We start from the raw sequence: 12,643 nt of genomic DNA, 5'->3' as shown, positions 1-12,643 counted from the left end.
AAACTCGTTTAAAGACATCTTTTTTATAATTAATGCTTAAAAAACCGTTAAAATACATCGCTGTGATATGTTTTTTTTTATTTTCTAAACGAATTTTAGTAAGTCGAATTGTGCTGAGGGAACAAAATTCAATTATTTCACGTAATTTGTTATACAAAACTATACAAATCATTGTCAGATTATAAAGAGAATCGTTCGGGTAGTGAGCTAGTGTCGTTCAATTGCAGTTTTCTGTAGATTAGTGGTTTTTAGGTTAAGCTTGATACTAGATCTTCAATTTTAGAAATTAATTGAATTTTAATGTTAGTATCTCTCAAAGAGATTTTATTGTATTTAGACACAAAAATTGTTGAGAAGCCAAGTTTTTCGGCTTCAAGTATGCGTTGCTCTACACGTTGCACAGGGCGGATTTCTCCTGATAACCCAACCTCTGCAGCAAAACAATAATTTGCAGGGAGAGCTTCATCTTCATTTGAAGATAAAATAGCCGCAACAACAGCTAAATCTATAGCTGGATCATCAACATTTATGCCTCCCGTAATATTTAAAAAGACATCTTTTGCACCTAATCTAAATCCTGCGCGTTTTTCTAAAACGGCTAATAACATGTTAAGACGTTTAGCGTTAAAGCCTGTGGCGCTACGTTGTGGTGTGCCATATACAGCTGTGCTTACTAAGGCTTGAACTTCTATCATTAAAGGTCGCATGCCTTCTAGTGTTGCCGCAATGGCGTTACCCGAAAGTTCTTCGTCTTTTTTTGAAATTAAAATTTCGCTAGGGTTAGAGACTTCTCTTAATCCTGAACCTAACATTTCGTAAATACCAAGTTCGTGAGTTGAACCAAAACGGTTTTTTTGTGCGCGTAAAATTCTAAATACATGGTTACGGTCGCCTTCAAATTGGAGCACGGTATCCACCATATGCTCTAGTATTTTTGGTCCTGCAATGTTTCCGTCTTTAGTAATGTGCCCAATTAAAATAACTGGTGTGTTGGTTTCTTTTGCGAATTTGATAAGCTCGGTTGTGCATTCTTTTACTTGAGAGATGCTCCCGCTTGATGATTCTATATAATCGGAATGTAGTGTTTGTATTGAGTCTATAATAACGATGTCTGGTTCTAAGGCTTCAATTTGCTTAAAAATATTTTGCGTTTTTGTTTCTGTTAGAATGTAACAGCTCTCGTTGTTTGGGTTAATGCGTTCCGCACGCATTTTTATTTGTTTTTGACTTTCTTCACCAGAAACATATAGTGTTCTGTATGGTAGTTTTAATGATATTTGAAGTAGTAGTGTACTTTTGCCAATACCAGGTTCTCCTCCTAAAAGTGTTAAAGAGCCAGGGACAATGCCGCCTCCTAAAACGCGATTAAATTCAGCATCTGAAGTGTCTAAGCGAGCTTCTTTCGATGAGTCAATTTCTTTTAATCGTAGAGGTTTAGAAACTCGTTTGGCACTATTGCTTGGGGTTTTCCAATCGCTTTTTTCTGGTTTCTGTATCACCTCTTCAACTATAGTGTTCCAATTTTTACAAGCATTACATTGCCCTTGCCATTTGGCATATTGCGTGCCACAGTTTTGGCAAAAAAAAGTGGTTTTTACTTTGGCCATTTTTTCAAATTTGGAATTTAGTATTGTGTTTAGATTTTAGTAACCGAAATCCTCTTTAATTAAGTTGGCTTTTTCTAGCATTTCATCTTTAGTAACACCTGCAATTTCTTTTAAGGTGTAAGCCGATTGATAGGTTCGCATTGCTTTTTTAGGTTCGCCTGTTTCTTCGTAAAAACGTGCCATGTAATATGTGCCTAAAAGCGTTTCAGGATATGCTTTTCGGGCTAATTTTCCTAGGTCTTCATAATATTCGTAAAGCTCATTTTTTTCAATAGCGGCAGAGATAGCTTTAAAGTCATTAATCAGAATTTTTTTATCAATTCCGAATAGTTGATTAATACTTTCATATTTTTCTTGAAGATATAAAACAGGTGAAATTTGCAATTCGAGTATGGTTTCTTTGTATTCTTTTTTTGATATGGGCTGGAAAACATGAAACATCTTTTCAATTGCATTTGGAATAGCATGTGTTGGTACAGAATAATGAGATGGTCCTTCAAAACTATCAAAATTATATACTAGGTTTTTATTATCTAGTGCGGCAATATCGGTATTTAAAGTATTGGTCATTTTTTTTATGGAAGATCCATCGTTGTCTGTGTTGGCTAAATAGTAGAAAATTTTAGATTCTGCTTTAGATAAACCTTCTGGAATATAATCTAACATAACTGGGGCTAATTCTGGACTCACCGCTATGTAGCCCTGAAATAATGGTTGAGGTTTTAGTAAGTAGTAGTTTATTAAGTTTGCTGTTAGTCCATGGCCAACGGCTACTCTAAAGTTTACTGTTCTAAAGGTTTTTTCTATATACGGAACAAGTTCTTGACCTATAAATTCAAAAAAAGCAGCGCCAGTTTCAACGGGTAGCGAGTTTTGTTCAGAGTATAAACAATCATCATATCTTGTATCCATTTGGTTTACGCCAACTACAATAGATTCTGGCATATCTTCCCAATATGAATAATAATCTACATTTCCGGCAACGGCTTCAAATAAATAGTCGCCATCTAAAACTATAAAAATAGGATAGCTTTTATCGTTGTTAGAGTCGTAGCCACGGGGTAATTGAATTTTTATTTGCCGTGTTTCTCCTAGTTTAGAAGATTCGAAAGTTTCATATTTTACTTGAGCTTCAATGTTTACAAAAGTAAGGCTAAACAGGAAAACGAAAAGGATGAGTTTCTTCATTTTAAAAAACGATTTGAGATTTAATTATGGCAAGGTATGAAATAAGAGATTACAATTCAAAAAAGAAAAGTGTTGGGCTTTGAGAAACGAAATCTTAATTTGCTGGTTGTTTCGTTTCTTCGGTTTTCTTCCTGTTATAAATTGGTAAATAAATTAGAGAAATACCTCCGAAAATAATAACCATTAATGTTTGAGATGCCCACATAATCCAGCCAAAAGCGATACTTGGTTCTTCTGCGATACCGAAAATTGAAAAGGCCGCAAAAATAGCCAAAGGGTAGGAGCCGATACCACCGTTGGTTGCGGCAATGCTAAAACTAGCTGATATAAACCCTATTAAAATAGCTCCAGCAGAAATGCCATGTAATTCTGTTATGGAAAACGAAGTGACGTAGAACATGAGTAGGTACATGCCCCAAATGAAAAGGGTGTGAAAAATAAACGCCCATTTTTTCTTCATTTTAAAAATACTTAAGGCGCCTTCAATAAGTCCGTTGGCGAAATTTCTAATTTTTAAAGCAAGTTTGGATTTACTTCGTTTTATTAATCTTAGAAATAATAAACCAAGAAAAACACATAGAGCTAGGGCAATTCCGATTTTTACAGGATTAAACTTTTCAGCTAAAAAACTATATATAAAATCGAATTGTAGAAAAAGCGTAATCGCAATAATGCCTAGCATAACGAGCATATCTGCAATACGCTCGGCAACAATGGTTCCGAAACCTTTTTCGAACGGGACACCCTCATAGTTTGTTAATATAGAGGCTCTGGCAACTTCGCCTGCGCGAGGTATGGTGTAGTTTATTAAGTAGGTTGCAAAAACCGCCATAACGCTATTGCCGAATTTTATTTTATAGCCCATAGGTTCTAACATAAAAATCCAGCGGTAAGAGCGTGATAAATGACTTAAAAGTCCTAAAAAAACACCTAGAATAATATAGGTGTAATCGGCATTTTGGGCGTATTCAACAATTTTGCTAATCGATACTTTCGATAGTGAATACCAGACCAAAAAAACTCCCAGTAATAATGGGAGTGTAATTTTAAGTATATTTTTTGCTTGTTTATTCAAACGGCTTATTTAAGTAAGTTGGTCGCTTCATCAGGAAAAACTAACGACGGTTTAAAAACTTTAGCTTCTTCTATATCCATAAAAGCATAAGTTATTAAAATAAGTACATCGCCAGGAGCAACTAAACGTGCTGCTGCACCGTTAAGGGTGATCTCACCACTGTTTCTTGGTCCGGGAATGGCATAGGTTTCTAGCCTAGCTCCGTTATTGTTGTTTACAATTTGAACCTTTTCACCTTGAATAATATTAGCGGCTTCCATTAAATCTTCATCAATAGTGATACTACCAATATAATTTAAGTCGGCACCCGTTACTTTTACTCTGTGTATTTTAGATTTTACTACTTGAATTTGCATGCGACAAAGATAATTAATTTAGTGCGATATTATCAATAAGTCTAATATCGTCTGCATATACTGCTATAAATGCTCTATATGCTTTGTTGTTTGATTTTCGTTTTAAAGGTTTTAAGGTTTCAACCTCAGAAATTATGAAATATTCTAATTCTAATAAATCATGATTTTTAAATTGTTTCTCAACCCATTCCTTTACTTCATTAGCACTTTTTGTGCCAAATTTTATTTTGGCAGTTTTTAGTGTTTCATATATGAAGGGGGCAGCGATGCTAAATTCTGGTTTTAACCTTGTGTTTCTTGAACTCATTGCTAAGCCGTTAGCTTCGCGATGAATTTTGCAACCTACTATTTCTAAAGGCATATGATGTTTTTCAACTAATTTTTTAATAATTTGAAGTTGTTGAAAATCTTTCTCACCAAAATATGCTTTGTGTGGTTTAACTATCTCGAAAAGGCGTTTTACAATGGTGCCTACACCATCGAAATGACCATCTCTAAACTTGCCTTCCATTTCATGTTCTAAACCATCGAAATCGAAGGTTTCTGAAACGGTATTACCTTCATAAACATCATCTACAGTAGGGGCGTAGACCATAATTTTGGTTGCGCTTACTGTTTTTAATAATGCGATGTCGTTTTCTAAAGTTCTCGGGTATTTATCGAGATCGTCAGGGTTATCAAACTGAGTTGGATTAACAAAAATGCTAACCGCAACTAGATCGTTTTCTTCTAAAGCCTTTATTACTAATTGTAAATGTCCTTCGTGTAAAGCACCCATGGTAGGTACTAATCCTAAAGTTAGTTTTTTAGCTTTTGCGGCATCGATTGCAGCCGTAATTTGTTGTTTTTCCGAGTAAACTTCCACCTTTTATTTAAAATTTAACGCTTGCAAACTTAAGATTTTACGAGCAATCTGCATAAAATTTTGTACTTTTGCGTGTTTTTTAGCGAGAATTTGCAACAAACTAAGGGTTTTTGCTACTATTTTTTGTTAAAAAATAAGTTAAAAGTCATCAAAAATAAACATATGAAAGATAAGAGGGTATTATACGTATCATCTGAAGTAGTTCCTTATTTACCGGAAACAGAGATTTCGTCAATGTCGTTCGAAGCGCCAAGATTAGTAAATCAACAAGGAGGGCAAATAAGAATCTTCATGCCTCGATACGGGAATATTAATGAAAGAAGACATCAGTTACACGAAGTTATCAGGTTATCAGGTATCAATTTAGTGATTAACGATTTAGATATGCCGTTAATTATTAAAGTGGCTTCTATTCCAAAAGAACGTATTCAGGTTTATTTTATTGATAATGATGAGTATTTTAAAAGGAAGGCAACCTTAACAGATGAAGCTGGAAAGTTATTCTCTGATAATGATGAACGTGCTATTTTCTTTGCAAAAGGTGTTATAGAAACCGTTAAAAAACTTAACTGGTCTCCAGATATTATACATGTACATGGTTGGTTAGCTTCTTTACTACCAGTTTATTTAAAAGAATATTACAAAGACGAGCCTTTATTTAACCAAAGTAAAATTGTGACTTCGATATACAATCAAAGTTTTAACAATACGTTAAATAAAGATATGATTAATAAAGTTAAATTTGACAATATTAATGAAGATGCTATAAAGGTGCTCGAAGAACCAACGTACAACAACTTAATGAAAGTTGCTATTGATTACTCCGATGCGCTAATAGTAGGGTCTGAAGATATCACAGAAGAAGTAGATGCTTATATAAAAGCATCTAATAAACCTATTTTAGAGTATAAAAGCAAAGATGAATTTGGTGAAGCTTATACAAACTTCTTTAATAACGAAGTTTTAGGCTAGCCTTCTCAAAATTCATTTAAAACAACTTATGAAAAAGACATTTAAAGCCCTTAAATTATCTGCAGCATTTCTATTTGTATTAACCGGTTTTGTTGGTTGCGATAAAGAATTTACGGAATTAGAAAGTGCAGTTTTAGGAAAAGATAATGCTAACTTTAGCACAGATTCTTACGAAATTCCTATTGTAGCTTATAATAAAACAACAGAATCTGTACAGGTCAATGGTTTAGCATCTTATTTGTTAGGTGTGTTTAACGATCCAGTTTATGGACAAACTACTGCTAGTATTGTTACACAGGTAACACCGTCTAGTTATGATCCAGATTTTGGAGATAATCCGGAGATAACATCAGTTGTGCTTACAATTCCTTACTTCAGTCGTGTTATTGATTTTGATGAGGAAGGTAATGCGGAATATACTATTCAAGATTCTCTATACGGTGACTATACAGGCGCTATAAAGCCTTTTAAATTATCTATTTACAAAAACGAATATTTTTTAAGAGACTTTGATCCGTTTGCAGATGCTGATGATACAGCGCAAAAGTATTATTCATATTCAGATGGAAGCTCTGATAATATGGCTTATAATGGAACTTCTGTTATTAATTTCGATAACTTAAAGGAGCAGTTGGTTTTTGAACAAGAAAGTGTAACCCCTAGTAGTGCTGCTATTGTAACGGTTACAGATGCGGGAACTGATGATGAGGTAACAACTAGAAGCGCACCTGCTTTTACCGCAGAATTAGATGCTGCTTTTTGGAAATCGCTTATCATAGATAAAGAGGGTGGAGCTGAATTAAGTAATGCCAATAATTTTGCTAACTATTTTAGAGGTTTATTTTTTAAAGCTGAAGCAATTGGTGATGACGGAAGTATGGTTTTACTCGATATGGCATCTACAGATGCTAATATAGTTATTAACTATAGTTACGATTCTGCCACTGCCGGGGAAACAGTTGAGGGTACATACACGTTATCTTTTACAGGAAACACATTAAATACTTTTGTAAATAAAATTACAGAAGTTGCACTAGCAGACGGAGATGAAACTAATGGAGATCAATCTTTGTATTTAAAAGGTTCTGGTAATTCTATGGCTGTGGTTGATTTGTTTGAAAATGATGAAGCTAAAAAGGATTTCTTAGATAGTTTTAGAATACCTAGTGGAGATGATGATTACGAAAAAGATGAAGATGGTAATTATATTTTAAGTAGGTTAGTTAACGATGCGCAACTTGTTATCTCTGAAGATGAGGTAATGCAAGCGCTTCCAGACGATTCTAATGGTAATAATTATAGTCATTTCAATAGGGTTTATGCTTACGACATCAATAATATTATGTCTACTTACGACTATCAAATTGATCCAGTGGAATCCAGTACGGATCCATTTAATTCTAAGATAATTAGTTTAGGTCAACGTGTTGTCGATGAAAATGGTGTTTATAAATATAAAATTCGTTTAACCGAACATTTAAATAATATCTTGGTCAACGATTCAACAAATACAAAAATTGGTTTAGTTTTATCTACCAATGTGAATTATACAAATATTTCTGCAATTGCGGATAGTGATGATGAGGATGTTACGGGGTTACCAGCAGCATCGGTTATTACGCCAAGAGGAACAGTATTGTATGGTTCAAATGCAAATGTTGATGATGAGAAAAGAATGAAATTTAAAGTGTTTTACACAGAACCAAATAATTAAAAACATCAACTTATGTGCGGAATTGTAGGTTATATTGGGTATAGAGAAGCGTATCCAATAGTAATTGAAGGCTTAAAACGATTAGAATATAGAGGGTACGATAGTGCTGGAATTGCTCTTTTTGATGGTAAAGACCTAAAAGTATCTAAAACAAAAGGTAAAGTAGCTGATTTAGAAGAACGCGCCACTGCAGAAATAACTAAAACAGGTAGTGTTGGTATAGGGCATACACGTTGGGCAACACATGGTGTGCCAAACGATGTTAACTCTCACCCTCACCTTTCAAACTCTGGAGAATTAGTAATAATCCATAACGGAATTATTGAAAACTACGATTCACTTAAGCAAGAATTAATTACAAGAGGATATACATTTCAATCAGATACAGATACAGAAGTTCTTATTAATTTAATTGAAGATGTAAAAAAGAAGGAAAAAGTAAAGTTAGGAAAAGCAGTTCAAATTGCATTAAACCAAGTTATTGGAGCCTATGCTATTGCTGTTTTCGATAAAAATAAGCCAGAAGAAGTTGTTGTGGCTCGTTTAGGAAGTCCGTTAGCTATCGGTATTGGTGAAAATGAAGATGAATTCTTTATCGCTAGTGATGCTTCTCCTTTTTTAGAGTATACTAAAAACGCTGTTTATTTAGAAGATGAAGAAATGGCAGTTATTAGATTCCATAAAGGAATTAAAGTAAGAAAAATAAAAGATGATTCTATTGTTGACACATACGTTCAAGAGCTTCAATTAAATTTAGAGCAAATTGAAAAGGGTGGATACGATCATTTCATGCTTAAAGAAATTCACGAACAACCAAAAGCAATTACCGATACTTACAGAGGTAGATTGTTACGTAACGAAGCTATTATTAAAATGGCTGGTGTTGAAGATAACATGAAAAGGTTTTTAAATGCCAATCGTATTATCATTGTTGCTTGCGGAACGTCTTGGCATGCTGGATTAGTTGCAGAATATATTTTTGAAGATTTAGCTAGAATACCTGTAGAGGTTGAATACGCTTCAGAATTTAGATATAGAAATCCTATAATTACAGAAAACGATATTGTTATCGCTATTTCACAATCTGGTGAAACTGCAGATACTTTAGCTGCTATTAAATTAGCAAAATCTAAAGGAGCATTTGTTTTTGGAGTTTGTAATGTAGTTGGTTCATCTATCGCTAGAGAGTCTGATGCAGGAGCTTATACGCATGCTGGTCCAGAAATTGGAGTAGCATCTACAAAAGCTTTTACAACTCAAATTACAGTTTTAACGCTTATGGCTTTAAGACTTGCAAGAGCAAAAGGCACCATCAGTAGTTCAGATTTCCGTCAGCACTTATTAGAATTAGAAATGATTCCTAATAAAGTTGAAGAGGCGTTAAAGTCTGATGCACATATTAAAATGATTGCCGATATTTATAAAGATGTTAGAAATATTCTTTATTTAGGTAGAGGCTTTAATTTCCCTGTAGCTTTAGAAGGTGCGCTAAAATTAAAGGAGATTTCATATATTCATGCTGAAGGATATCCTGCTGCAGAAATGAAGCACGGACCTATTGCTTTAATTGATGAGAATATGCCAATTGTAGTTATTGCAACTAAAAAAGGCCACTACGAAAAAGTAGTAAGTAATATTCAAGAAATTAAATCTAGAAAAGGTAAAATTATTGGTATAGTTACCGAAGGCGATGTGCAAGTTAAAGAGTTAGCCGATCATGTTATTGAAGTTCCAGAAACTTTAGAGTCGCTTACTCCTTTGTTAACAACTATTCCACTTCAATTATTATCTTATCATATTGCTGTGTTGTTAGACAAAAATGTCGACCAACCACGTAACTTAGCAAAATCTGTTACGGTAGAGTAATATTTTATATAAAAATTAAAATTAAATCAGCCTGATTTCAAAACTTGAAATCAGGCTGATTTACATTTATAGCACTCTTTTTTTATCAAAATCACAATTTTAACCATGATTTTTTATCAATAAGTGCTATGCGCGCATAATTTTTTTGCTTTTTTATGTGTAAATAATACTTAATATACATATATTGCTATTCTAAATCTAAATTCGTTCATATAAATGAAAGCAATTCTCCTATTTTTTATGTTGTTTTTTTGCGGAATAACTTTTTCCCAAACAACTATTACTGGTACTGTTGTCGATGACAATAGCCAACCCATTCCTGGAGCCAATATTATTGTAGTTGGCACCTCTACAGGAAACGTTACAGATTTTGATGGTAACTTTTCTTTAACCTACAATCAAAATCCACCCTTCTCAGTTCAAGCCAGTAGTGTAGGCTTTGAAACGGTTACAGTAGAAATAACCAAAAGGAATCAAAAAGTAGATTTTATTTTAAAAGAAGGAACTTCTTTAGATGAAGTTGTGATTTCTGCTTCAAGAACTCCAGAAAGAATATTTGAATCTCCTGTTACAGTAGAGCGCTTTGGATTAAAAGAAATTAAAAACACTGCATCTGCCGATTTTTACGACGGTTTAGAGAACTTAAAAGGTGTAGATGTTAATACCAATAGTTTAACTTTTAAGTCGGTAAATACAAGAGGTTTTGCAACATTTGCTAATAATAGATTCATGCAATTGGTTGATGGTATGGATAATTCAACACCTGCATTAAATTTCCCTATCGGAAACTTGGTAGGTATGACAGAAACAGATGTTTTAAGTGTGGAATTACTTCCTGGAGCATCTTCTGCATTATACGGAGCAAATGCCTTTAATGGTATTTTATTTATGCGAAGTAAAAATCCTTTCGATCACCAAGGTATTAGTGCGTCTGTAAAAAGAGGTCTTACGTCACAAGAAGCTTCTGGAGATAATGAGTATACAGATGTTAGTATTCGTGCAGCTTATAAATTCAGTAATAAATTTGCAGCTAAAGTAAATTTCGGTTACTTAAAAGGAACCGATTGGGCTGCAGTTAATGAAGACGATAAAACGAATATAGGTGGAACAAGAGCAAATATAGATTACGATGGTGTTAATGTTTATGGAGATGAAGTTTCTACGAATTTAAAAAACGTAATAGAAAGTGAAACTTTTTTAGCACAGTTACCAAATCCAGCTTTAGTAAATTTAGTGCCACTTGTTGATGTAAGTAGAACAGGTTACGATGAAAGAGATTTAACGAATTACGATGCTAGTAGTATTAAATCTGATTGGGGGCTATACTACCGTCCATGGGAAAATGATTTTGAAATATCTTATGTTGGTAAGGTTGGAACAGGTTCAACAATTTACCAAGGCACAAACAGATATAACATTAATAACTTTTTTCAAGAACAACATAAAATTGAAATTAGAAACGATAACTTCTTTGTTAGAGGCTACGTAGTATCAGATAAAGCTGGAGATTCTTATGATATGGTTTTTACAGGTATTAATATTAATAGTGCTTGGAAAGATAATAATACATGGTTTGGTGAGTATACGGGAGCCTTTATTTCTGCAACCCTTGGTGGTGCAGATGAAACTCAAGCACACGCTGCAGCAAGAAATGTTGCTGATACAGGAAGATTTCTTCCAGGGTCTGATGAGTTCGTTGCTGCATTTAACAGAAGTATAGCAGATCCGGATTTAACTACGGGTTCTAAATTTCAAGATGCTTCTAAATATTATCATGCGGATGCTAATTATAATTTTAGTCATCTTATCGATTTTGCCGATATTCAAGTTGGTGGTTCTTTTAGAGAATATAGTTTAAATTCTTCAGGTACTATTTATACAGATATTGATGGTCCTATTACATATTCTGAATATGGAATTTATACTCAAATTCAGAAAAACCTTGAGCTTAACGATGAAATGGAATTAAAATTAACGGGGTCTGCTCGTTATGATAAGTCTGAGTTTTTTGATGGTTTTGTGTCTCCAAGAATTTCTGCAGCACTTACACTTAATCAAAACCATAATGTTAGAGCTTCTGTGCAAACAGGATTTAGAAACCCTACAACTCAAGATTTATTTATCGGCCTAAATGCGGGTAGAGCAATTTTAGTAGGTTCTGCTCCTAGTAATTTAGATAGATGGACTAGAAATTACGATTTATCACCCGGAGGTGCTGCTATTGTGCAATCGCCTAGCGTTACTCAAACAGGAGCTGCGGCTTATAATAATTCATATACTGCAAGTTCTGCTTTAGAACTAGCTGCTACAGGAAACCCTGCGGTATTAGAAATTGCAAACCCAGATTTAGTAAAACCAGAACAAGTAACATCTGGAGAAGTTGGGTATAGAGGTAAGTTTAATAAAATTACTGTAGATGTTAGTGCTTATTACAATAGCTATAAAGATTTTATATCTCAAGAAGTTGTGGTTGCTCCTTTTTATGGAACAGTTGGTGATGGTGGTGCATCTGTAGCTGCTTTGGCAAATGGAGATAGCCAAGCATATAGTACATATACAAACTCTGAAGCTAATGTAAACTCGTACGGTACATCTGTTGGAGTATCTACTAAAGTATTTGGTGATTTCGATTTAAGCGGAAGTTATACTTATGCTAAATTAGATTTTGATAGCGAAGCATATCCAGATTTTGCAACAAACTTTAATACGCCAGAACATAAATTTAAAGCGTCTTTTGGTAATACGGATTTATTTGAAAACTTCGGATTTAACATAGCTTATAGATTTAGTGACGATTATTATTGGGAAGCAACTTTTGCAAATGGTGTTGTTCCAGAATTCCATGTTGTAGATGCGCAAATTAACTTAAAGGTTCCATCTATGAAATCTATTTTTAAGGCAGGTGCAACTAATCTTTTAGGAGATGAATATTTCACAGCAGTGGGTACAGGTCATATTGGATCAATGTATTATGTTTCATGGACAATTAATAATTTATAA

General features: G+C 33.9%; 9 protein-coding genes. 4 read left to right on the top strand and 5 right to left on the bottom strand.

The window, feature by feature from the left end:
* Positions 1 to 248 precede the first annotated feature (248 nt).
* From radA to panC, 5 genes are all read right to left on the bottom strand, one after another.
* Entirely contained in the window at positions 249 to 1,607 is a 1,359-nt protein-coding gene (gene radA / locus BM246_RS09545) for a DNA repair protein RadA (RefSeq protein ID WP_074937446.1), read from the bottom strand.
* A 36-nt stretch (positions 1,608 to 1,643) separates the two neighbouring features.
* Complete coding sequence (locus BM246_RS09540; RefSeq protein WP_074937444.1) at positions 1,644 to 2,795, bottom strand: alpha/beta hydrolase; 1,152 nt, start codon at positions 2,793 to 2,795, stop codon at positions 1,644 to 1,646.
* A gap of 94 nt (positions 2,796 to 2,889) precedes the next feature.
* The gene (locus tag BM246_RS09535) at positions 2,890 to 3,870 is read right to left on the bottom strand and encodes a lysylphosphatidylglycerol synthase transmembrane domain-containing protein (protein ID WP_074937442.1); all 981 of its coding nucleotides are present in this window, start codon (positions 3,868 to 3,870) and stop codon (positions 2,890 to 2,892) included.
* A 5-nt stretch (positions 3,871 to 3,875) separates the two neighbouring features.
* On the bottom strand, positions 3,876 to 4,226 hold the full coding sequence (gene panD / locus BM246_RS09530) for an aspartate 1-decarboxylase (RefSeq protein WP_042499542.1): 351 nt from the start codon (positions 4,224 to 4,226) through the stop codon (positions 3,876 to 3,878).
* A 13-nt stretch (positions 4,227 to 4,239) separates the two neighbouring features.
* Complete coding sequence (gene panC, locus BM246_RS09525; protein WP_042499544.1) at positions 4,240 to 5,091, bottom strand: pantoate--beta-alanine ligase; 852 nt, start codon at positions 5,089 to 5,091, stop codon at positions 4,240 to 4,242.
* A 162-nt stretch (positions 5,092 to 5,253) separates the two neighbouring features.
* On the opposite strand from panC, the gene BM246_RS09520 reads away from it, so the two are divergent.
* The 4 genes from BM246_RS09520 to BM246_RS09505 all read left to right on the top strand — a co-directional run bounded on the left by BM246_RS09520 (position 5,254) and on the right by BM246_RS09505 (position 12,643).
* Complete coding sequence (locus BM246_RS09520) at positions 5,254 to 6,063, top strand: glycogen/starch synthase (protein ID WP_042499589.1); 810 nt, start codon at positions 5,254 to 5,256, stop codon at positions 6,061 to 6,063.
* Positions 6,064 to 6,091: 28 nt separating this feature from the next.
* A complete protein-coding gene (locus tag BM246_RS09515; protein ID WP_074937440.1) occupies positions 6,092 to 7,777 on the top strand; it encodes a BamH family beta-barrel-assembly machinery protein in 1,686 nt (561 codons plus the stop codon).
* A 12-nt stretch (positions 7,778 to 7,789) separates the two neighbouring features.
* Positions 7,790 to 9,643 (top strand): glutamine--fructose-6-phosphate transaminase (isomerizing), encoded by a 1,854-nt coding sequence (gene glmS, locus BM246_RS09510; RefSeq protein WP_042503992.1) that lies wholly within the window; start codon positions 7,790 to 7,792, stop codon positions 9,641 to 9,643.
* Between the two features lie 216 nt (positions 9,644 to 9,859).
* Positions 9,860 to 12,643, top strand: a complete 2,784-nt coding sequence (locus tag BM246_RS09505) for a TonB-dependent receptor (protein WP_074937437.1) — start codon at positions 9,860 to 9,862, stop codon at positions 12,641 to 12,643.

Source organism: Algibacter lectus, from assembly GCF_900112395.1.
In the GTDB taxonomy this organism is placed as follows: Bacteria; Bacteroidota; Bacteroidia; order Flavobacteriales; family Flavobacteriaceae; genus Algibacter; species Algibacter lectus.
This window is presented reverse-complemented; position numbering and strand designations above follow the sequence as displayed.

Excerpts from the sequence above, each read along its gene's own strand:
- panD (WP_042499542.1), bottom strand. The coding sequence starts at position 4,226 with ATGCAAATTCAAGTAGTAAAATCTAAAATACACAGAGTAAAAGTAACG.
- BM246_RS09540 (WP_074937444.1), bottom strand. The coding sequence starts at position 2,795 with ATGAAGAAACTCATCCTTTTCGTTTTCCTGTTTAGCCTTACTTTTGTA.
- BM246_RS09515 (WP_074937440.1), top strand. The coding sequence starts at position 6,092 with ATGAAAAAGACATTTAAAGCCCTTAAATTATCTGCAGCATTTCTATTT.
- BM246_RS09505 (WP_074937437.1), top strand. The coding sequence starts at position 9,860 with ATGAAAGCAATTCTCCTATTTTTTATGTTGTTTTTTTGCGGAATAACT.
- glmS (WP_042503992.1), top strand. The coding sequence starts at position 7,790 with ATGTGCGGAATTGTAGGTTATATTGGGTATAGAGAAGCGTATCCAATA.
- radA (WP_074937446.1), bottom strand. The coding sequence starts at position 1,607 with ATGGCCAAAGTAAAAACCACTTTTTTTTGCCAAAACTGTGGCACGCAA.
- BM246_RS09520 (WP_042499589.1), top strand. The coding sequence starts at position 5,254 with ATGAAAGATAAGAGGGTATTATACGTATCATCTGAAGTAGTTCCTTAT.